This is a genomic window from Streptomyces sp. NPDC001410 (assembly GCF_042895235.1).
Taxonomy (GTDB): domain Bacteria; phylum Actinomycetota; class Actinomycetes; order Streptomycetales; family Streptomycetaceae; genus Streptomyces.
This window is the reverse complement of the sequence record NZ_JBIAWE010000006.1, coordinates 194,260-214,352: the sequence shown is the minus strand read 5'-3', so window position 1 is coordinate 214,352 and position 20,093 is coordinate 194,260. Positions and strand designations below refer to the sequence as shown.

Below are 20,093 nucleotides of genomic sequence, written 5' to 3'. Positions count from 1 at the left end.
CCGGCCCACGAGGTCTCGGGGGCCGGCGTCCTTCGGCACCCACTGGGCCCGGCTCGCAGAGCGCCCCGACTCGCCCGGCCCGCCGGGTTCAGGTGGCGCGCTTCGGCACTCCCCTGGAGACGGGCGCTCCCCGGAAAACGCCTCCGGGTCGCCCAGCCCACCGGGTTAAGGTCAGGACATGGCTTCCGAGGATGCGGACGAGAACGTGCAGCGTGACTCCGGCGGAACGGGCGACGCGGCCCCCGCCCAGGGCGCCGAGGGTTCTGGAGCCGCCGGTGCCCAGCCGGTCGACCCGAAGACCGCCGCCGCGGTGGCTGCCGCCGAGGCCGCCGGGCCGGCGAGCGGCGAGACCGTACGGATCGACAGCTGGATCTGGGCCGTCCGCCTGATCAAGACCCGCTCGCTGGGCGCCACCGCCTGCCGTGGCGGGCACGTCCACGTCAACGGCGAGCGGGTGAAGCCCGCCTACTCCGTGCGCGTCGGCGACGAGGTGCGCCTGCGGAACGAGGGCCGGGAGCGGGTCGTGATCGTCAAGCGGCTGATCCGCAAGCGCGTCGGCGCCCCGGTGGCCGCCCAGTGCTACATCGACAACTCCCCTCCTCCCCCGCCCCGCGAGGTCGTGGCCCCCGCCGGCCTCCGCGACCGCGGTGCCGGCCGCCCCACCAAGCGGGACCGCCGCGAGATGGAACGACTGCGCGGGCTGGGCGGCATGGCTGGACTCGGCGGGCCGAGTGGGCCAGGCGGACAGAGCGGACCGAGCGGGATGGGTGGCCCGGGCGGGTCAGGCGGGTCGGACAGGGCGCAAGGGCCCGGCGGGCGGGACGGGAGGGGCGGGCGGCCCCGAGGTCGGTGAGTCACCGCCCGCGTGTGCATCATCCCCATGTCCCAGCGCACCTTCCCGGCACACCAGTGACTGTGTCCGCACACGGTGACGCTGGCCAGGCCCCCGTGCCCCGGCCGACGTCACCTGCGCTGTCCGGCACGGGTCACGCCCGTCGGCCCGTCCGCTGCAGCAGCCGCAGCAGGTCCGCGTTGTGCCCGCGCCGGGACCAGGCGATCAGGACGAGCGGCACGATCAGGATCAGCGGGGTCGCCGCGTACTGACCGTCGAAGACCGTGAGCTGGACGACGAACGCACCCACCATCAGCGCGCTCAGCGCGATCGCCGCCACCGACTGCAGCACCGGCACCAACAGCGCGATCGCGCCGGCCAGTTCGAGCGCGCCGATGGTGTACATGCCCACACCGCCCCAGCCCATCTTGTCGAAGGACTCGACGGCCGACGGGTGCGCGATCAGCTTGGGCAGGGCGCTCGCGATGCCGTAGAAGAGGGCGAGCAGCACCTGCACCGTGCGCAGGGCGATCCGGGCGAGGCGACCGCGCGTGGTCACGGCAGCGGCGGAAGGAGCGGAAGTGGCGGAAGTGGCGGGGGCGGTGGTCTCGGACATGGGGGTCTCCCGGGTGAGGCGGTCCCGATTGCTGTCACCGAGGTAGACCGCCCGCAGTCCGAAAACTCATCGCTCCTACGCGGCCGGTACGGCCCTGACCCACATCCCGTCGGGAGTCAGATAGGCGTCCACCTCCAGTCCCGCCTCGGCCAGCGCCTCCTCGAACTGCTCTTTCGTCAGGGGCCGGGCCAGGAACGTCTGGGTCCAGACCGCGTCCGGGAACACGTACTCGGCGCGCACCGAGTTCACCCCGTCGCCGACCGGCTCCGACGACGCGATCCGCACGGTGAGACCGCTCGGATCGTCCCGCTCCCTCGGCACGTTCGTGTGGTAGTCCGCGCCCTCCCGCTGGATGAGCACGCAGCCGCCCTCCGCCACATGCCGGGCGCAGGCGCGCAGCATGCCCCGCCTCACCTCGACGTCACCGCTGTGCACGAGGAACGACGCGAGCATCACCACGTCGAATCTCTCGTCCACGTCCAGCTTCTCGATCGGGGCGCATATCGTGCGCGCCCCGCGGACGTGGGCGAGCATCTCGGCGGACTCGTCCACCGCCGTGACCGTGAAGCCGCGCTCCAGCAAGGGGTGGGTCATCCGGCCCACTCCGCTGCCCAATTCCAGGATGTGCGCCCCTGCGGGCACCGCCGCGGCGATGACGTCCGGCTCGTCCCCCACCGGCAGCCGCGTGTACAACTCGACCGCGCAGCCGTCCGGAGTGATCGCACCGGGTCCGGTTCCGTCGTATCCCTCACGCATTTCGACTGTCATGCCCGAACAACGGGCAGCCTCCGCACGCCCGTTCCCGCCCAGCCCCGGTTCACTCCTTCGAGTCATTCACCGCGCAGCGGGAACTCCTGGAGCGGAAACCAGCCGTGCCCGATGTACCAGTGCCCTCCGGCCCGCAGATGGTCGCCGACCGCCCGCTCCACGGACGTGCGCCGCGGCAGCTGGGCGACCGGCAGGTCCGGGTCCCCGAAGACGAACTGGACGGGCTCGGTGTCGGCCGGTTCCGTGTCCCCACGGGCGATGCGGAAGCGTTCCTGGAAGCGGACGATGTTGGACTGTGCGGGCAGGTACCGCTTCAGCTGGGGGTCGAGCAGCCAGGAATGGCACAGCACGGCCTCGGGGTGCTCCTCGGGGAAGTGCAGGGCGAAGAACTCCCGGGCCTGCGCCAGGGAACGGCCGCAGGCGGACGGCGTCAGCGGGCCGTGGAAGTCGGGTATGTGCAGGTTCAGGCAGGGTGTGCCGGGAGCCGCGTCCAGACCGGCCGCCGCGATCACCGGCACGGTGTGCTGCCCGAGTCGCGCCCGCTCGAACTGCAGCCGCCCCAGCTGGTACAGCTCCCCGCGGAAGTGATGGGCGAGCCAGCGCGGCGACTGCACCCCGGCCCTGCCGTGCCGTCTGCGGTGCACGGCCAGGTGACGGCCCAGGTCGGCCAGGGTGCGCCGGGAGATCTCGGCCGGGATGCCGCGTTCCCGGTGGTGGGCGAGGGTGTACGGGAGCGCGGCGACGAAGACGTACACGGCGAGGGTGCCGTGCAGCGCGGGCGGAGCGGATGCGAGCAGCTCGGCCAGGTCGGGTGCGCGGCCCGTCTCGCCGGGGTCCCGGAGCAGCTCCTCGACGCCCTGTTCGAGGAGGCGCCGCGTGCCCGGGTCGCCCGTCACCGTGCGGCGCAGCGCGACCAGTTCGTTGATCTCCTCGTGCGGGACGGCCAGGTCGAGGAGCACTTCGGGCAGGTCGTCGGCGTCCGGCAGCACGGCGCATCCCCCTTCGGCGAACGTCGTTGATGAACGTCCCCGACGAAGAGTACGTTGCAAGGAGGAGTGGTGATCCGATGCGTACGGGCAGTGAGCCGGTGACCGCGCGCAGTGCGCTGCGAGCGCGCTTCTGGCTGAGCGTGTGGGGGCTGGTCTGGGCGATCTTCGGCACCGCGGTGTTCGCGCTCGTCGGACGCCCCGGCTGGGCGGCCGCCTGCGGGGTGCTGTGGCTGGTGGCCACCGTCGACATGACCATGATCCTCAGGCACATCCGGCAGGGCCCGCACTACCAGCCGGGCCGGGACGTACCGCCGTACCAGCCGGTGGACCCGCCCTACCCGCGGCCGAGCAGCCGGCCCTACACGCGCCCGCATCGGCCCCGGCACCCGTGACGGCGGCCTGCGGACTCATCGGCGCGCCCCAGCACGGACCCGTCGGGCACGGCCTTCTCGGCGCGGATCCGTCAGCGCGGACTCCTCAGCGCGCGCCCGGCGCGGACCCAGCACGAACGCGTCAGCACGGAGTCCCCGACGCGCCCCGGCACGGACCCGTCAGCACGGAATTCCCGCCGCGGCCCCGCCGGTGGTCAGGACTCGAAGCCGGCCGCCTTCACGTACTCCGGGTTGGGGTCGAGCGCCGCGGCCAGCCGGAAGTGACGCTTGGCCTGGTCGGCGCGGCCCTGGCGTTCGTAGGTGCGGGCGAGCGCGAAGTGCGCGAACGCGTTGTCCGGCTCCCGCTCCAGCACGATGGTGAACTCGAGTTCGGCGGGTCGAAGTTGCGCGGCCGCGAAGAAGGCACGCGCACGCAGCAGCCGGGCCGCGGTGTTCTCGGGATGTGCGGCGATGACTCCGTCCAGCAGCTTCACCGCACCCCGCGGATCCCGCGCATTGAGCAGGTGCTCGGCGGCGCGGAAGTCTATGACATGCGTCTCCGGAGTACGTCCGGTCGAACCGCTGGTCTCGGGCACGGCAAAGTCCTTCCCTCACTGCGGCGGTTCAACGCCCCGACGCGAACGGCTATTCCGCACCACCGCCGCGCGGCCCCCCGCCCCCGGATGCCGCACGCGGCTCGCGCGCCCGGCGCACGAGGTCGTCCCAGACCTCCGCCACGCGCTTGCGCAGCGCGTCCAGGGGTACGTCGTTGTCGATCACGATGTCCGCGATCTCCCGGCGCTGCTCACGAGTGGCCTGCGCGGCCATACGCGCGCGTGCGTCGTCCTCGGCCATCCCGCGCAGCCGGACGAGCCGGTCGAGCTGGGTCTCGGGGCTCGCGTCGACGACGACCACCAGGTCGTACAGCGGCGCCAGGCCGTTCTCGGTGAGGAGCGGCACGTCGTGGATCACGACGGCGTCCTCGGCCGCAGCGCTCTCCAGTTCGAGGGAGCGGGCGCCCACCAGGGGATGCACGATCGAGTTGAGGACTGCCAGCTTCTCGGGATCGGCGAAGACGATGGAGCCGAGTCCGGGCCGGTCCAGGCTGCCGTCCGAGGCGAGGATCCCCTCGCCGAAGGCCTCCACCACGGCCGCGAGCCCGGGCGTCCCGGGCGCCACGACCTCGCGCGCGATGCGGTCGGCGTCGATCAGCACGGCCCCGTGCTCCACGAGCAGCCGCGACACCTCGCTCTTGCCGGCACCGATGCCGCCGGTCAGGCCCACTTTCAGCATGAGCGGAAGCTTAGGCCCTGCCGCTGACAGGGCGACCCCCGGCGTCGACCCCGCGGCCGGGCCGGGCCCGACCGTGCCTAGCTCTCGCCCTCGCGCTCCGCCAGGAACCGCTCGAACTCCCGCCCGATCTCGTCGGCGGACGGAATCTCGACCGGCTCGGCAAGCATGTTGCCCCGGGTCTCGGCGCCCGCGGCCGCGTCGTACTGGTGCTCCAGGCCCTGGACGAGCGAGGTCAGCTCCTCGTCGCCCTCCTGGATCTGCCGGTCGATCTCGGTCTGCGTGCGGTGCGCCTCCGTGCGCAGGGAGTGCGCAATGCCCGACAGCACCAGCCCTGTGGCTGCGGTGACGGCCTCCAGGACGGTCAGCGCGGCGTCCGGGTACGGCGAGCGGGCGATGTAGTGCGGGACGTGCGCGGCGACACCGAGGACGTCGTGTCCGGCCTCCATGAGGCGGTACTCCAGCAGCGACTCGGCGCTGCCGGGTACCTGGGCCTCCTCGAAGGGGCTGCGGTGGCCCGGGACCAGGTCGGTGCGGTTGCCATGTGGGGTGAGGCCCACGGGGCGGGTGTGCGGGACGCCCATGGGGATGCCGTGGAAGTTCACGGACAGGCGGACGCCGAGCCGCTCCGCGATCTGCCGTACGGCGGCCGCGAACCGCTCCCACTCCACGTCCGGTTCGGGCCCGGACAGCAGCAGGAAGGGGGCGCCGGTGGCGTCCTGGACGAGGTGGACCTCGATGGCGGGCACCTCGTAGTCGGTCCAGCTGTCCCGCTTGAAGGTCAGCAGCGGGCGGCGGGCCCGGTAGTCCACGAGCCGGTCGTGGTCGAAGCGAGCCACGACCTGGTGGGGCAGTGAGTCGAGGAGCCGGTCGACGATCTGGTCGCCGGTCTCACCCGCGTCGATGTATCCGTCGAAGTGGTAGAGCATGACAAGTCCGGCCGACTCCTGGGCGAGCGCCATGTCGACGACGGCCAGGCCCTTCGGCTCCCATGCGTACAAACCCTGCGGATCAAGCACTGTGACCGCTCCTCCTCGTGTTCCTCTTCGACAACGTCCCCTGGGGCGTGGGCATTCCCGCGTCGGGCCGCTGATCAGGCGCCCCGCTCCACACACCTTGACGCCCCGTCAACTGGTCCGTACCTTCACGAAGACCGGAGTTCACATTCACACACAGCGTTCATGTATGAGATCTGTGACCTGTATGAGATCCGTGTCCGTACGACAGGAAGGCACCCCCCATGCGCACGCGCACGCTGCTCACCTCCCTGCTCGCCGCGACCACCGCCACCGGTGGCCTGCTCCTCTCCGCGAGCCCGGCCCCGGCCGCCCCGACCATCGAGGTCGGCACCGCGGCCCAGCTCAAGACCGCGCTCAGCAGTGCGAAGCCGGGCGACACGATCCATCTCGCGGACGGCACGTACACCGGCAACTTCAAGGCGACCTCACCGGCCGGCGCCACGGCCCGCATCACCCTCACCGGCTCCCCCAGGGCCGTACTCACCGCGAGCGGCGGCTACGGCCTGCACCTGAACGGCGCGTCCTACTGGACGGTCAGCGGGCTGACCGTGACCGGCGGCCAGAAGGGCATCGTGATCGACTCGGCCAAGGGTGTGGTGGTGGACGGCGTCACCGTGCACGGGCTCGACATGGAGGGCGTGCACTTCCGCAAGTCCAGCACCGACGGCGTGATCAGGAACTCGAGGATCTACGACACCGGGAACGACGGCCGGGGCATGGGCGAGGGCGTCTACGTGGGGACCGCGAACACGCTCTCCGACAAGAGCGACCGCATCCAGATCCTCAACAACACGATCGGCCCCGACGTCGGCGGCGAGAACGTCGACATCAAGGAGGGCACGACGGGCGCGCAGATCGTCGGCAACACGTTCGACGGCAGCGGGCTGACCGGCGCCAACTACGACGACTCCTGGGTCGACGTGAAGGGTGACAACGTCCTCGTCCAGGACAACACCGGCCGGAACACCAGCAATGACGGCTACCAGACCCACACCCAGCAGTCCGGCTGGGGCTGTGGCACGGTCTTCAAGAACAACAAGTCGACTTTGACCGGCGCCACCGGCTCGACCCAGCTGGCGATCAACGTGACGAACTACAGCACGAGCTGCAGGACAACGGTCTACGGCACGAACGCGGTGACGGGCGGCAAGGGGCTGACCAACGTCCAGGTGACGCCCTAAGGGGCGCGGGGAACTGCGCGACCAGCCACAGACGGCCGGCGCTCAACCGATAACCCGCGGTCCCCCAAAAAAGGTCTGAGGGCCCGCACCTCGAAAGGTACGGGCCCTCAAAACTATCGGCTAAGCCTCAGCGGCAGCGTTCAGCTCTGGCCACCGGCCAGCTTCTCGCGAAGCGCGGCCAGCGCCTCGTCCGAGGCCAGGGCACCAGAGGTGTCCGCGCCCTCGGAGGAGTACGAACCGCCGGTCGCGGCCGGAGCCGCAGCCTCGCCACCCTCGGCCGCAGCAGCGGCGTCGGCCTCGCGGGACTTGATGACCTGCTGCTGGTGCTGCTCGAAGCGGGACTGCGCCTCGGCGTACTGGCGCTCCCACTCCTCGCGCTGCTTCTCGTAACCCTCGAGCCAGTCGTTGGTCTCGGGGTCGAAGCCCTCGGGGTAGATGTAGTTGCCCTGGTCGTCGTAGGACGCGGCCATGCCGTACAGGGTCGGGTCGAACTCGACCGAGGCCGGGTCGGCACCGAAGGACTCGTTGGCCTGCTTCAGCGAGAGGCTGATGCGACGACGCTCGAGGTCGATGTCGATGACCTTGACGAAGATCTCGTCGTTGACCTGGACGACCTGCTCCGGGATCTCCACGTGGCGCTCGGCCAGCTCGGAGATGTGGACCAGACCCTCGATGCCCTCGTCCACGCGGACGAACGCACCGAACGGAACCAGCTTGGTGACCTTACCCGGGACGACCTGACCGATCTGGTGGGTCCGGGCGAACTGCTGCCACGGGTCTTCCTGGGTCGCCTTCAGCGACAGGGAGACGCGCTCGCGGTCCATGTCGACGTCGAGAACCTCGACGGTGACCTCCTGGCCGACCTCGACAACCTCGGACGGGTGGTCGATGTGCTTCCAGGACAGCTCGGAGACGTGGACCAGACCGTCGACGCCACCCAGGTCCACGAAGGCACCGAAGTTGACGATCGAGGAGACGACGCCGGAGCGGACCTGACCCTTCTGGAGGGTCGTGAGGAACGTCTGGCGGACCTCGGACTGGGTCTGCTCGAGCCAGGCACGGCGGGACAGGACCACGTTGTTGCGGTTCTTGTCCAGCTCGATGATCTTGGCCTCGAGCTCCTTGCCGACGTACGGCTGGAGGTCGCGAACGCGGCGCATCTCGACCAGGGAGGCCGGGAGGAAGCCACGGAGGCCGATGTCGAGGATGAGACCACCCTTGACGACCTCGATGACGGTACCGGTGACGATGCCGTCCTCTTCCTTGATCTTCTCGATGGTGCCCCAGGCACGCTCGTACTGGGCGCGCTTCTTCGAGAGGATCAGGCGGCCTTCCTTGTCCTCCTTCTGGAGGACCAGGGCCTCGATCTCGTCGCCGACGGCCACGACCTCGTTCGGGTCGACGTCGTGCTTGATCGAGAGCTCGCGGCTCGGGATGACACCTTCGGTCTTGTAACCGATGTCGAGCAGGACCTCGTCCCGGTCGACCTTCACGATGACGCCGTCGACGATGTCGCCGTCGTTGAAGTACTTGATCGTCTCGTCGATCGCGGCGAGGAAGGCTTCCTCGTTACCGATGTCGTTGACCGCAACCTGCGGGGTGGTGGCGGTGGTCTCGGTGCTGCTCGTCATGTGGGAAAGGGCTCCGGTACGGACATTGAAGTCGTAGGTACTGCTACGCCGGGAGCCCGTATCGCTCTGAAGAAGCCGGACAGCCAAGGAAGCGCCTCACCAGTAACTGGTGATGGCGCCTCGACAACCGAGGGGACATACAACAGATGCGAGCGCAGCCTGCTACGTCTGAGGTGCGCAGGCCCGCAGCGCAACTTGTAGCATACGGGGGCAGCCGGACATGGTCAATGCGCGAAGGCGCACACCCGGGGCGGTTCACCGCATACCCGGCACAAGAAAGGTCCCAGGAGGCCACGCAGGGCCGTGGGACCCCTTCTGTGACGCACTCGCCCGGGCGGGTTGCACGGAAGAGTACGACGAGGGAGCCGATCATCCAAGAGTCCGAAGCGCTCGACCCTGAGGGGTTCGAGCCGGAAGCCACCCGACGTGACGCGGGGGTCGCGGAGAGCACCCGGGCCAACCGCGGCTGGTGGGACCGCAACGCCGACGAGTACCAGGGCGAGCACGGCACGTTCCTCGGCGACGACCGCTTCGTCTGGGGCCCGGAGGGCCTGGACGAGGTGGAGGCCGAGCTGCTCGGCGCCCCGGAGGACCTGAAGGGCAAGAAGGTTCTGGAGATAGGCGCGGGCGCGGCGCAGTGCGCGCGCTGGCTGGCCGCCCAGGGCGCCCACCCGGTGGCCCTGGACCTCTCGCACCGTCAGCTCCAGCACGCCCTGCGCATCGGCGGATCGTTTCCCCTGATCTGCGCCGACGCCGGCGCGCTGCCCTTCGCGGACGGCTCCTTCGACCTGGCGTGCTCCGCGTACGGGGCGCTGCCGTTCGTGGCCGACCCGCGCCTCGTGCTGCGCGAGGTGCGGCGGGTACTGCGCCCGGGTGGCCGGTTCGTCTTCTCGGTGACCCATCCGATCCGCTGGGCCTTCCCGGACGAGCCCGGTCCCGAGGGCCTGTCGGTGTCCGCGTCCTACTTCGACCGCACGCCCTACGTGGAGCAGGACGAGGAGGGCCGCGCGGTGTACGTCGAGCACCACAGGACGCTCGGCGACCGGGTCCGGGACATCGCGGCCTCGGGCTTCCGGCTCGTGGACCTGGTGGAGCCGGAGTGGCCGGCCTGGAACACCGCGGAGTGGGGCGGCTGGTCTCCCCTGCGCGGGAACCTGATCCCGGGTACGGCGATCTTCGTCTGCGAACGGGACTGAGCAACCTCGCTCACCGACGCCCCGCACGCACGCGTGCGGGGCGTTTTCGGCGCCGTACGACACTAGGGGCGTGATCCGTTACGACGCCCTGGACGCGCTGCCCGTCCATGCCGCCCTGCCCGCCCTGAACGACGCCCTGGAGGGGCAGGGCACCGCCGTGCTCGTGGCGCCGCCCGGCACCGGCAAGACGACGCTGGTGCCGCTCGTGCTGGCGGGGCTGGTCGGCGGCGGTCCGGCGCGGCGGGTCGTGGTGGCCGAGCCGCGGCGGATCGCGGCGCGGGCGGCGGCCCGGCGGATGGCGTGGCTGCTGGGCGAGAAGCCCGGCGAGAGCGTCGGCTTCACGGTGCGCGGCGAGCGGGTCGTGGGGCGCCGCGCGCGTGTGGAGGTCGTGACGACCGGTGTGCTGTTGCAGCGGCTGCAACGGGATCCGGAGCTGGCCGGCGTCGACGTGGTGGTGCTCGACGAGTGCCACGAGCGGCATCTGGACGCCGACACGGTGGCCGCCTTCCTGTGGGACGTACGGCAGACGCTGCGGCCGGAGCTGCGGCTGGTGGCCGCGTCGGCGACCACGGACGCACAGGGCTGGGCGCGGCTGCTCGGCGATGCCCCGGTGGTGCAGGCCGAGGGGGTCTCGCATCCCGTGGACGTCGTCTGGGCGCCGCCCGCGCGTGCGGTACGGCCGCCGCACGGCATGTGGGTCGATCCGGCGCTGCTGGGGCATGTGGCGTCGGTGGTGCGGCGGGCGCTGGCCGAGCGGGAGGGGGACGTGCTGTGTTTCCTGCCGGGCGTGGGCGAGATCGCGCGTGTGGCCGGGCAGCTGGGCCATCCGGGTGAGGTCGAGGTGCTGCAGGTGCACGGGCGGGCGCCGGCGGCCGTGCAGGACGCGGTGCTGGCCCCCGGGGAGCGGCGCCGGGTGGTGCTGGCCACGTCCGTGGCGGAGTCGTCGCTGACGGTGCCCGGGGTGCGGGTGGTGGTCGACTCGGGGCTGGCGCGGGAGCCGCGCGTGGACCACGCGCGCGGGTTGAGCGGGCTGGCGACGGTACGGGCGTCGCGGGCGGCCGGGCGGCAGCGGGCGGGGCGGGCCGGACGTGAGGCGGCGGGTGTGGTGTACCGGTGCTGGACGGAGGCGGAGGACGTCCGTCTGCCGGCTTTTCCGGCGCCGGAGATCAAGGTGGCCGACCTGACCGCGTTCGCCCTCCAGGCGGCCTGTTGGGGCGATCCGGACGCCACCGGACTGGTGTTGCTGGATCCGCCGCCGGGTGGGGCCATGGCTGCGGCGCGCTCCACGCTGACGGCAGTGGGGGCGGTGGACTCCGTCGGTCGGGCCACCGAGGTCGGTGTGCGGCTGGGGCGGCTGGGGGTTCACCCTCGGCTGGGGCGGGCTTTGCTGGACACGTCCGGTGGGGGTGCCTCGGTTGTCGCTCTGCTTTCCGAAGAGGTGCCTCGGGACTACGGAGATGATCTTGCGGGTGCGTTGCGGCGTGCTCGGCGTGGGGGTGACGCCTATGGGGGGCGGTGGACTCGTGAAGTACGGCGGCTGCAGACCGTGTCGGAGGAGTTTTCCCACCCGGTCGCCCATGACCGTCCGTCACACGTGGACGTCCAGGCCGGACCCGGCACCGGTGACGACAGGATCGCCGGCCTCGTCGCCGCCCTGGCCTTCCCCGAGCGGGTCGCCAAGCTCGACGGCGGTTCGTATCTGATGGCCTCCGGGACCCGGGCCGAGCTGTCCGAAGGGTCGGCGCTGCGCGGCGCACCCTGGATCGTCGTCGCCGTCGCCGACCGGCCCGGTGGAAAGGGGCACGCGCGCGTGCGGCTCGGAGCCGGCGTGCACGAGGACGTGGCGCGGGCGGCGGCCGGGGCGCTGCTGGAGGAGCGGGACGAGGTGCACTGGGCCGACGGGGATGTCGTGGCCCGGCGTGTCGAACGGCTCGGGGCCATCGAGTTGGCCGTACGGCCCCTGAAGGACGTCGATCCCGGGCTTGTGCGCGGTGCTCTCCTCGAAGGGCTCCGGCAGGAGGGGTTCGGGCTGTTGCGGTGGTCCCCGGAGGCGGAGGTGCTGAGGCAGCGGCTGACGTTTCTGCGTGCGCACCTCGGGGAGCCGTGGCCGGACGTGTCGGACGAAGCGCTGCACGCGCGCGTGGACGAGTGGTTGGAGCCGGAGCTGGGCCGGGCCCGGAGGCGGCCCGATCTCGGGCGGATCGACGCCGGACAGGCGCTCGCGCGGCTGCTGCCCTGGGCGAGCGGGGAGGCCGCCCGGCTGGACGAGCTGGCGCCCGAGCGGATCGCCGTACCCAGTGGGTCCAGAATCCGGATCGACTACGGGGACCCGGAGCGGCCCGTCCTCGCGGTGAAGCTGCAGGAGATGTTCGGGTTGCAGGAGACCCCGGCGGTGGCCGGGGTGCCGGTGCTCGTCCATCTCCTCTCCCCCGCCGGACGGCCCGCCGCCGTCACGGCCGACCTCGCCTCCTTCTGGAAGGACGGCTACAAGGGCGTGCGCGCTGAGCTGCGCGGGCGCTATCCGAAGCATCCGTGGCCCGAGGACCCGGCGACCGCCGAGCCCACCCGGCACACCAACGCGCGGCTCAGGCGCTGACCGGTTCGGGTTCCGTCGCCTGTGCGGGTGCCGGGTCCTCGGGGCGGCGGCCGCGTGCCTCCAGGTAGAGGGAGAGCGCGAGGAGCAGCAGGCCGAGGCTCAGGAAGCCCCAGGGCAGGTAGGAGGTCATCAGCAGGACCAGGGTGCGGTTGTGCTCGACCAGGGCGACGGTGTGCTCGATGTAGTCCTCGCGCATCTTCACGTCCCCGGCGAACGCCGTCACCTTGGCGCGACCGCCGAGCAGGGTGCCGCCGCGCAGCTCCTCCTTGTGGAGCTCCTCGCCGTAGACGGGCGCTCCGGTGACGGGCTCGACCCAGAACTTCCGGACCGTGCTGTACCAGCGGGTGGTGCCGGTCTTGGCCACCGACTCGGGGGTGATGCCCTGGACCGGCATGGTCTTGGGCATGGCGACCTTGGTCCAGGGGATGGTCTGTTCGAAGTAGTAGACCTTCAGGCCGCGGAAGGTCAGGGTGCCCTTGTAGTGGATGGGGCTGGTGGTGCGGGTCTGCGCGTCGAAGTACTCGTAGTCGCGCTTCTGGGTCAGGAAGGGCCACTTGAACTCGATGCCGTCCCGCTTGACCGGGTCGCCGTCGACCGACTCGCCGGTGGCGTGGACGGGATCCTGGCTGTGGGCGTCGAAGATGTAGCGCTCCGGGATCCTGGAGATCATCTTGCCGTCGGGGCCCTCGAGGTAGGACAGCCCGTCCCAGACGACGACGGGCCGCCCGGCGGTCTTCTCGATGCGCTCGGCGGCCTCCACGTTGCCCTTGAGGGTCTGCACGATGGTCACCTTGGAGACCTTCTTCGCGCGCATGGAGCCGTAGTCGAGGAGGGTCGCGTCCTTGGCCTCCAGGACCATGTCCTGGTACTGGTTCGCGGGGATCCTGGCCAGGCGCGGGAAGGCGTACCAGCGCAGCAGTGGGGACAGCGCCGCGAAGAACACGGCACAGGCGAGCAGGACCAGGCTTGCCTTGCGGCGCATTCCGGCCTCCCTCCCGGACGGGCGCTGCTAAGGGTGCGAAGGCACCGTCGTCAGCAGCGGTTTGGGGGACGTCCGGCCCGTCGGCGCGCCCACGGCGGTGATCGCGAGGACCAGGGCGAGCGCGAGGGCGAGACCGGTCGCGGCGGCGATCAGGGCGCGCATGCGGGGCCTCCCGGCGGACGGTTCCTGATGGTTCGTCAGGTGCGGCACCGTAGCAACGCGCGCGCGAGATGAGAACACGTCGCGCACACGGACAAGGGCGCCCCCTCCGCCGTGGCGGAAGAGGCGCCCTGTTGCCCTGAGTTGAGTCCGTACCGTCAGGAGGTGGCGGACGGGCTCGGCGAGGGGCTGGTCGAGGCGTCGGCCGCGGCGACGTTCAGCTCGACGGTGAGGGTCGCGCCGCCGGTGGTGGTGATGCGGAGCAGGAAGGTGCCGGTGACGTCGTCCGCGTACAGCTTCGGCAGCGTGAGCAGGCCCTTGCCGTCCGTCTGGAGGCCGGTGAGGGTGCGTACGGCCTTGCCGTCGGCGTCCTTGAAGTAGGGGCCCTTGTCGTTCTCGGTGGCGTCGTCGGCCGACTTGATCAGGGTGGCGGTGGCCACGACCTTGTCGGCGACGGTGCCCTTGTACGTCGCCTTCACCTGGACCTGGTCGGCGAACTCGCCGCCCGGGGTGCAGGTCAGCGGGGTGTCGCTGGTGCGGGCGAGGGTGTCGGCGGCGCGTGCGGTGACGGTGGCCGTGTAGTCGACGCCCTTGGCCTGGTGGCCGACGACAGCGGTGGTGATCTTGAAGGTGCCCGTCTTCTCGCCCGCCTCCAGCACCGGTGCCAGGGCCACGCCCTTGGCGTCGGTGGCGATCGTGGCCACGGTCTCGCCGCCGGCGAAGGTGGCGTCGGTGTCGCCGGTGATGGTGAACCGGATCCGGACCTTGCCGACGGCCGACCCGGCCTTGGTCTCGGCACGGGTGCTGATCCGCTGGGCGAACGTGTCGCCGGCCATCGCGGTGAGCTTCGCGGTGCCGGTGCTCGCGTCCTCCAGGTGGTCCACGGTGTCGGAGGGGGTGGGCGGCTTCGGCGGTGTCGGCGGCTTCGGGTCGTGGTTCCCCTTGTCGCCGCCGGGCTTGCCCGGCTTGGTCTTCGGCGGGTCGGAGGGCTTCGTGGTGTGCTTCGAGCCGTCGTCGCTGCGGTGGGAGGGCACGCCGCCGGAGCCGTCGGGCACGGAGTGGCTGCCCTTGCGGTAGTACTCCAGCCAGCTCAGGACCAGGTTCAGGTAGTCCTGCGAGTTGTTGTAGCTGAGGATCGCGCTGTGCAGGCCGGCGTCGCCGGACAGGTCCCAGTCGTTGCGGCACAGGTAGTGGCCCGCGGCGAGTGCGGCGTCGTAGACGTTGTTGGGGTCCGCCTTGCCGTCGCCGTTGCCGTCGCGGCCGGCCCAGGCCCAGGTGGACGGGATGAACTGCATCGGGCCGACGGCCTGGTCGTAGGCGCTGTTGCCGTCGTACTCGCCGTGGTCGGTGTCCTTGATGAGCGCGAAGCCGTTGCCGTCGAGCTGCGGGCCGAGGATCGGGCTCAGCGTGGTGCCGTCGGCGTCGACGCGGCCGCCGCGGGCGTGGCCCGACTCGACCTTGCCGATGGCGGCCAGGAGTTGCCAGGGCAGGTTGCAGCCCGGCTTGGAGGTGCGCAGCTCGGCCTCGGCCTTCTTGTAGGCGTCGAGGACCGTCGCGGGGATACCGGCCTCGGCCGGGCCCCGGGAGACGGGCGTGCCGATGGTGGACGACGGGCTGGGGTTGGGGCTGTTGAGCGGCGGCAGGTCCGTGTAGTACGGCGAGTTGCCGGTGGCGTTGCCGTCGGCGGCCACGTCCGGTACCGGGGCGCTGGCGCCGGCCGCGGCCTGTCTGCCGTGGTCCTCGCCGGGGGCTCCCGGAGCCTGGGACGCGGACAGAGCCGCGACCGCTGCCGCGGCCACGGCGGTGGTCGCCGCTCCCTTGCGCAGCCGCCTGCCGATGTGCGCCGCCATAGAGTGAACCCCTCCTATGGACGCCCATGCGTCCGTCTCCGTCCGTGTGCCTCGCTCTGGTCTGACGGTTGACCCGGTGCTCTGGTTGCCCCTGTTCCGTCTTTCCATCCGCGTGACGTACGTTCGAACGTGCGCCCGGCACTGCGACCCAGGTGACCCTACGACAGCTTCCTTGAAGCGGGCACGGGTTCGCGCCCGTTTTTCACCGGTTGGCCAACTTCCGTTGGTGTGGCGGGTGTCGAACGGCACTCACGCATACTGGACGGGCATGATCACCGGTTCCGGTGCCACGGCCGACGACCGCTCCAGGGGGCTCTGTTGCCGTTCACGCTCAGCCATGCGGCGGCCGTGCTGCCCGCCATCCGCCGGGACGGCGGCGGCCGGGGCCGGCTGGTGCCCTCGGTGCTCGTCGCGGGCTCCTTCGCGCCCGACATGACCTACTACGCCGCGAGCGTCCTGCCGGGCGGAATGGAGTTCGGTGCGGTCACGCACTCCTTCGCCGGTGTGGCCGGCGTCGACGTGCCCATCTCCTGGGCGCTGGTGGGGCTGTGGCTGCTCGTCCGGGAACCGCTGGTGGCCCTGCTGCCCCGGGCCCGACAGGGGCGGCCGGCCGCTCTGCTGCGCTGCGGTGCGGCGCGCGGGCGCGTGCGGGCCGTATCGGTGCTGTGGTGGTACGTCTCCGCGGTGCTCGGCGCGCTGACGCATGTCGTGTGGGACGCGTTCACGCATCACGACCGGTGGGGGTCCCGGCTGGTTCCGGCCCTCGGGCGGGGCCTGGCGGGCATGCCGCTCTACTCGTGGCTGCAGTACGGCACGTCCGCGGTGGCCGCCGTGGTGATCGCCGGGTTCCTGGTACGCGCGCTGCGGCGGACGCCGGCCGGCGAGCCGGTGGGGGTGCCCGCCCTGTCCGTACGGGACCGCTGGTGGGCGGCCGCCGTGCTCGGCGGCTGTGCCCTGGTGGGAGCGGTGCAGCGGGCGACGCGGTGGTGGGAGTACTGGGGTGCGAACGCGCAGCCCTGGGACCTGGTGCCCACCCTGTGCTTCGGTGTGGGCTCCGGGCTGGTCCTCGGGGTGCTGGTGTACGCGGCCGGGGTCAGGGTGTGGCGCCCGGCCCCGGTTCCGGGCGGTCCCGCAGCGGCGGCCGGTGTCCACCGGGACCGGTCGGCCGCTCGATGACGGGGGCCACGAACACGGTGAGGGTGCGCCGGGGCCGCGCTCTCGGGATCAGGGTGAGCAGCAGCGCGAGGTAGCCGCGGGCGAGATCGGGCCAGGCGTGCCGGTCGGGGGCGTGGCGGGTGCGGGCGGCCAGTCGGCGCCGGAGGTCCGCCGCGGCGCTGCGTACGGTCGTGGCCAGGTCGGCGGGGATGCGGGCGGTGCTTGCGTCGGCCGCGAGGGCAGGGACCGGCGAGGCGGGCGTGGCCCGGTCCGAGGCGGTGTCCGCCGGGGCCGGGGTGGCGCCCTGCACCTCGGGCGTCCGGCGGTGGAGCATGCGTATACCCATGCTCGCAGTGTTGCGGCTGCGGGGCTCGGGGGGCGTTTTGGCGGGGGCCACGTGAGTGAAACGCCCTCCGGGGGCTCGGCCGGGACTGGTGCGGGTGGGTGGGATGGCCGTGGGGGGTGCGGTGGGTTCGGCACCGCCGGGGTGCGCCGTGGAGGCTGATCGCCGTTGCGGCGGAGAAGATTTTGGCGTCCGGCGTGGAAGAAGCGACCGTCGGGCGACGGAGGGGCGTTGTCCAGCCCTTGGCTGAAAACGCCCCTCCGCTGAATCGCCGAAGACTAGTGCGCCGCCGACTCCCAGTCCGGGCCCACGCCCACCGAGACGTCGAGCGGGGCCCTCAGGTGGACCGCGTTCGCCATCTCGTGGCGGACGATCTCCTCGGTGGCCCTGCGCTCGCCGGGGGCGATCTCCAGGACGATTTCGTCGTGGACCTGGAGGAGCATGCGGGACTTGAGGTCCGCCTCGCGCAGGGCCCGGTCGACGTTGAGCATGGCGATCTTGACGATGTCGGCCGCCGTGCCCTGGATCGGCGCGTTCAGGGCCATGCGCTCGGCCGCCTCGCGGCGCTGGCGGTTGTCGCTGTTGAGGTCGGGGAGGTAGCGGCGGCGCCCGAAGAGCGTCGCCGTGTAGCCCGTCGCCCGCGCCTCGTCGACCGCCCGGCGCAGATAGTCCCGGACGCCGCCGAAGCGCTCGAAGTAGGTGTCCATCAGGGCGCGCGCCTCGCCCGCCTCGATGTTCAGCTGCTGGGAGAGGCCGAAGGCGGAGAGACCGTACGCCAGGCCGTACGACATGGCCTTGATCTTGCGGCGCATCTCCGCGTCCACCGCGTCCCGCTCGACCGAGAAGACCTGGGAGGCGACCGTGGTGTGCAGGTCCTCGCCGGAGGTGAACGCCTCGATCAGGCCCTCGTCCTCGGACAGGTGGGCCATCACGCGCAGCTCGATCTGGCTGTAGTCGGCGGTCATCAGGGACTCGAAGCCCTCGCCCACCACGAAGCCGCGGCGGATCGCCCGGCCCTCGTCGGTGCGGACCGGGATGTTCTGCAGGTTCGGGTCCGTGGAGGACAGCCGGCCGGTCGCGGCCACCGTCTGGTTGAAGGTGGTGTGGATACGGCCGTCGCCGGCGACGGTCTTGATCAGGCCCTCGACCGTGACGCGCAGCTTCGCCTGCTCGCGGTGCCGGAGCATGATCACCGGCAGTTCGTTGTCGGTCTGGCCGGCGAGCCAGGCGAGGGCGTCGGCGTCGGTGGTGTAGCCGGTCTTGGTCTTCTTCGTCCTGGGCAGGGCCAGCTCGCCGAAGAGGACTTCCTGAAGCTGCTTGGGGGAGCCCAGGTTGAACTCGTGGCCGGCGGCCGCGTGCGCCTCCTTCACGGCCTGCTGCACGGCACCCGCGAACATCTGCTCCATCGCCTCCAGGTGCGCGCGGTCGGCGGCGATGCCGTGACGCTCCATACGGGCGAGCAGGGCGGAGGTAGGCAGCTCCATGTCCCTCAGGAGGTCGGCGGCACCGACCTCCTGGAGGCGGGCCTCGAAGGCCTCACCCAGGTCGAGGACGGCGCGGGCCTGGATCATCAGCGCCTCGGCCTCGGCGCCGTCGTCCGCACCGAAGGCCAGCTGGCCGTCGGCCGCGGCGGCGGGGGCCAGCTCGCGGTGCAGGTACTCCAGGGACAGCGCGTCCAGGTCGAAGGAGCGGCGGCCCGGCTTGACCAGGTAGGCGGCGAGGGCGGTGTCCATGGCGACGCCCTCGACGCTCCAGCCGTGCTCGGCGAAGACGCGCATCGCGCCCTTGGCGTTGTGGAACACCTTGGCGCGGCCGGCGTCGGCCAGCCAGGCCGCGAACGCGTTCTCGTCGGTCTCGTCCAGCTCGGCGGGGTCGAACCAGGCGGCCGCTCCCCCGGCCGCTGCCAGGGCGATCTCGGCGACCGAGCCGGTGCCCAGGGCCCAGGTGCCGACCATGGCGACGCCGAGGGTCCCTGTACCGTGCTCGGCCAGCCAGGGGGCCAGCTCGCCGACGCCGAGGATCTTGCCGTCCAGTTCCACGCCGTCCGCCGCGACCGGGGTGGTCTCGGCCTCCTCGGTGCCCGGGTCGACGGCGAAGAGACGCTCGCGCAGGGAGGGGTTGCGGATCTCCAGGGTGTCCAGGACCATCGCGACGGTCTTGCGGTCGTACGGGCCCCGCTCCAGGTCGGTGACCGTCTTCGGCAGCTCGACCTGGCGCTCCAGCTCGGTGAGGCGGCGGTTGAGCTTGACCGCCTCCAGGTGGTCGCGGAGGTTCTGCCCGGCCTTGCCCTTGACCTCTTCGACGCGCTCGACCAGCTCCGCGAACGAGCCGAACTGGTTGATCCACTTCGCGGCGGTCTTCTCGCCGACCCCGGGGATGCCGGGGAGGTTGTCCGACGGGTCGCCGCGCAGGGCCGCGAAGTCGGGGTACTGGGCGGGCGTCAACCCGTACTTCTCGAAGACCTTCTCCGGGGTGAAGCGGGTCAGCTCCGAGACACCCTTCGTCGGGTACAACACGGTCGTGTTCTCGGTGACCAGCTGGAAGGAGTCGCGGTCGCCGGTGACGATCAGCACCTCGAAGCCCTCGGCCTCGGCCTGGGTGGCGAGGGTGGCGATGATGTCGTCGGCCTCGAAGCCCTCGACGGCGAAGCGCGGCGCGTGCATGGCGTCGAGCAGCTCGCCGATCAGCTCGACCTGGCCCTTGAACTCGTCCGGGGTCTTGGAGCGGTTCGCCTTGTACTCGGTGAACTGCTCGGAGCGCCAGGTCTTGCGGGAGACGTCGAAGGCCACCGCGAAGTGCGTGGGGGCCTCGTCACGCAGGGTGTTGGCCAGCATCGACGCGAAGCCGTAGATCGCGTTCGTCGGCTGGCCCGTCGCGGTCGTGAAGTTCTCCGCGGGCAGCGCGAAGAACGCGCGGTAGGCCAGCGAGTGCCCGTCCATGAGCATCAGCCGGGGACGGGTGCCGCCGGGGTTCTTGTCGGTCTTCTTCGATGCTGTCTCTGCCACGCCCCCGATCCTGCCACGCCCCACTGACACTCCGGGCCGCGGCGGGTTCGGCGCATGCACGGCACCCGCGCCCGGCAGGACCGGGGCTCACCGCTGTCGGTGCCCCGTGG

General features: G+C 71.6%; 18 protein-coding genes. 6 read left to right on the top strand and 12 right to left on the bottom strand.

The genetic code is table 11. The annotated features are described in order from the left end of the window. The first annotated feature begins 178 nt into the window (after positions 1 to 178). Entirely contained in the window at positions 179 to 853 is a 675-nt protein-coding gene (locus ACFY3C_RS14870; protein ID WP_390771002.1) for an RNA-binding S4 domain-containing protein, read from the top strand. Between the two features lie 133 nt (positions 854 to 986). Here ACFY3C_RS14870 and ACFY3C_RS14865 read toward each other — a convergent pair whose 3' ends face one another. The 3 genes from ACFY3C_RS14865 to ACFY3C_RS14855 all read right to left on the bottom strand — a co-directional run bounded on the left by ACFY3C_RS14865 (position 987) and on the right by ACFY3C_RS14855 (position 3,205). Further along, entirely contained in the window at positions 987 to 1,448 is a 462-nt protein-coding gene (locus ACFY3C_RS14865; protein WP_390771001.1) for a DoxX family protein, read from the bottom strand. 75 nt (positions 1,449 to 1,523) lie between these two features. Continuing rightward, entirely contained in the window at positions 1,524 to 2,204 is a 681-nt protein-coding gene (locus ACFY3C_RS14860; RefSeq protein ID WP_390771143.1) for a class I SAM-dependent methyltransferase, read from the bottom strand. 74 nt (positions 2,205 to 2,278) lie between these two features. Further along, on the bottom strand, positions 2,279 to 3,205 hold the full coding sequence (locus tag ACFY3C_RS14855) for an acyltransferase domain-containing protein (protein WP_390771000.1): 927 nt from the start codon (positions 3,203 to 3,205) through the stop codon (positions 2,279 to 2,281). Positions 3,206 to 3,282: 77 nt separating this feature from the next. Between ACFY3C_RS14855 and ACFY3C_RS14850 the strand changes: the two genes are divergently transcribed. Next, a complete protein-coding gene (locus tag ACFY3C_RS14850) occupies positions 3,283 to 3,597 on the top strand; it encodes a DUF6343 family protein (RefSeq protein WP_390770999.1) in 315 nt (104 codons plus the stop codon). Positions 3,598 to 3,791: 194 nt separating this feature from the next. Here the strand turns inward: ACFY3C_RS14850 and ACFY3C_RS14845 are convergent, their stop codons facing one another. The 3 genes from ACFY3C_RS14845 to ACFY3C_RS14835 all read right to left on the bottom strand — a co-directional run bounded on the left by ACFY3C_RS14845 (position 3,792) and on the right by ACFY3C_RS14835 (position 5,885). Beyond that, on the bottom strand, positions 3,792 to 4,172 hold the full coding sequence (locus tag ACFY3C_RS14845) for a tetratricopeptide repeat protein (RefSeq protein ID WP_390770998.1): 381 nt from the start codon (positions 4,170 to 4,172) through the stop codon (positions 3,792 to 3,794). A 49-nt stretch (positions 4,173 to 4,221) separates the two neighbouring features. Then, positions 4,222 to 4,869, bottom strand: a complete 648-nt coding sequence (gene coaE, locus ACFY3C_RS14840; RefSeq protein ID WP_386574156.1) for a dephospho-CoA kinase — start codon at positions 4,867 to 4,869, stop codon at positions 4,222 to 4,224. A gap of 77 nt (positions 4,870 to 4,946) precedes the next feature. Then, complete coding sequence (locus ACFY3C_RS14835) at positions 4,947 to 5,885, bottom strand: PAC2 family protein (protein ID WP_390770997.1); 939 nt, start codon at positions 5,883 to 5,885, stop codon at positions 4,947 to 4,949. Between the two features lie 221 nt (positions 5,886 to 6,106). On the opposite strand from ACFY3C_RS14835, the gene ACFY3C_RS14830 reads away from it, so the two are divergent. Continuing rightward, positions 6,107 to 7,066, top strand: coding sequence for a nitrous oxide reductase family maturation protein NosD (locus ACFY3C_RS14830; protein ID WP_390770996.1), 960 nt, complete (start codon positions 6,107 to 6,109; stop codon positions 7,064 to 7,066). 140 nt (positions 7,067 to 7,206) lie between these two features. Here the strand turns inward: ACFY3C_RS14830 and rpsA are convergent, their stop codons facing one another. After that, entirely contained in the window at positions 7,207 to 8,697 is a 1,491-nt protein-coding gene (gene rpsA, locus ACFY3C_RS14825) for a 30S ribosomal protein S1 (RefSeq protein ID WP_097255253.1), read from the bottom strand. A 227-nt stretch (positions 8,698 to 8,924) separates the two neighbouring features. Between rpsA and ACFY3C_RS14820 the strand changes: the two genes are divergently transcribed. Next, positions 8,925 to 9,893: a class I SAM-dependent methyltransferase gene (locus tag ACFY3C_RS14820; protein WP_390770995.1), complete on the top strand. Its 969-nt coding sequence runs from the start codon at positions 8,925 to 8,927 to the stop codon at positions 9,891 to 9,893. Positions 9,894 to 9,963: 70 nt separating this feature from the next. Further along, on the top strand, positions 9,964 to 12,489 hold the full coding sequence (gene hrpB, locus ACFY3C_RS14815) for an ATP-dependent helicase HrpB (RefSeq protein ID WP_390770994.1): 2,526 nt from the start codon (positions 9,964 to 9,966) through the stop codon (positions 12,487 to 12,489). Here the strand turns inward: hrpB and ACFY3C_RS14810 are convergent. From ACFY3C_RS14810 to ACFY3C_RS14800, 3 genes are all read right to left on the bottom strand, one after another. After that, positions 12,479 to 13,471: a DUF3068 domain-containing protein gene (locus ACFY3C_RS14810; RefSeq protein WP_390770993.1), complete on the bottom strand. Its 993-nt coding sequence runs from the start codon at positions 13,469 to 13,471 to the stop codon at positions 12,479 to 12,481. The two genes, hrpB and ACFY3C_RS14810, sit on opposite strands and share 11 nt — an antisense overlap. A gap of 27 nt (positions 13,472 to 13,498) precedes the next feature. Beyond that, positions 13,499 to 13,633: an SPW_0924 family protein gene (locus ACFY3C_RS14805; protein WP_390770992.1), complete on the bottom strand. Its 135-nt coding sequence runs from the start codon at positions 13,631 to 13,633 to the stop codon at positions 13,499 to 13,501. 155 nt (positions 13,634 to 13,788) lie between these two features. Further along, the gene (locus ACFY3C_RS14800) at positions 13,789 to 15,480 is read right to left on the bottom strand and encodes a lytic transglycosylase domain-containing protein (RefSeq protein ID WP_386574162.1); all 1,692 of its coding nucleotides are present in this window, start codon (positions 15,478 to 15,480) and stop codon (positions 13,789 to 13,791) included. A gap of 318 nt (positions 15,481 to 15,798) precedes the next feature. On the opposite strand from ACFY3C_RS14800, the gene ACFY3C_RS14795 reads away from it, so the two are divergent. Next, the gene (locus ACFY3C_RS14795) at positions 15,799 to 16,656 is read left to right on the top strand and encodes a DUF4184 family protein (protein ID WP_390770991.1); all 858 of its coding nucleotides are present in this window, start codon (positions 15,799 to 15,801) and stop codon (positions 16,654 to 16,656) included. Here the strand turns inward: ACFY3C_RS14795 and ACFY3C_RS14790 are convergent. Together ACFY3C_RS14790 and polA are read right to left on the bottom strand one after the other, a co-directional pair. Further along, positions 16,574 to 16,981, bottom strand: a complete 408-nt coding sequence (locus ACFY3C_RS14790) for a hypothetical protein (protein ID WP_390770990.1) — start codon at positions 16,979 to 16,981, stop codon at positions 16,574 to 16,576. The genes ACFY3C_RS14795 and ACFY3C_RS14790 overlap by 83 nt on opposite strands. A gap of 275 nt (positions 16,982 to 17,256) precedes the next feature. Further along, on the bottom strand, positions 17,257 to 19,983 hold the full coding sequence (gene polA, locus ACFY3C_RS14785; RefSeq protein WP_390770989.1) for a DNA polymerase I: 2,727 nt from the start codon (positions 19,981 to 19,983) through the stop codon (positions 17,257 to 17,259). Between the last annotated feature and the right edge of the window lie 110 nt (positions 19,984 to 20,093).

Bases quoted from the DNA above. Each gene is read 5' to 3' on its own strand.
- ACFY3C_RS14820 (WP_390770995.1), top strand. From the start codon at position 8,925: ATGCGCGAAGGCGCACACCCGGGGCGGTTCACCGCATACCCGGCACAA.
- ACFY3C_RS14805 (WP_390770992.1), bottom strand. From the start codon at position 13,633: ATGCGCGCCCTGATCGCCGCCGCGACCGGTCTCGCCCTCGCGCTCGCC.
- ACFY3C_RS14860 (WP_390771143.1), bottom strand. From the start codon at position 2,204: ATGCGTGAGGGATACGACGGAACCGGACCCGGTGCGATCACTCCGGAC.
- coaE (WP_386574156.1), bottom strand. From the start codon at position 4,869: ATGCTGAAAGTGGGCCTGACCGGCGGCATCGGTGCCGGCAAGAGCGAG.
- ACFY3C_RS14800 (WP_386574162.1), bottom strand. From the start codon at position 15,480: ATGGCGGCGCACATCGGCAGGCGGCTGCGCAAGGGAGCGGCGACCACC.
- ACFY3C_RS14865 (WP_390771001.1), bottom strand. From the start codon at position 1,448: ATGTCCGAGACCACCGCCCCCGCCACTTCCGCCACTTCCGCTCCTTCC.
- ACFY3C_RS14810 (WP_390770993.1), bottom strand. From the start codon at position 13,471: ATGCGCCGCAAGGCAAGCCTGGTCCTGCTCGCCTGTGCCGTGTTCTTC.
- ACFY3C_RS14830 (WP_390770996.1), top strand. From the start codon at position 6,107: ATGCGCACGCGCACGCTGCTCACCTCCCTGCTCGCCGCGACCACCGCC.
- rpsA (WP_097255253.1), bottom strand. From the start codon at position 8,697: ATGACGAGCAGCACCGAGACCACCGCCACCACCCCGCAGGTTGCGGTC.
- ACFY3C_RS14850 (WP_390770999.1), top strand. From the start codon at position 3,283: ATGCGTACGGGCAGTGAGCCGGTGACCGCGCGCAGTGCGCTGCGAGCG.
- ACFY3C_RS14790 (WP_390770990.1), bottom strand. From the start codon at position 16,981: ATGGGTATACGCATGCTCCACCGCCGGACGCCCGAGGTGCAGGGCGCC.
- ACFY3C_RS14870 (WP_390771002.1), top strand. From the start codon at position 179: ATGGCTTCCGAGGATGCGGACGAGAACGTGCAGCGTGACTCCGGCGGA.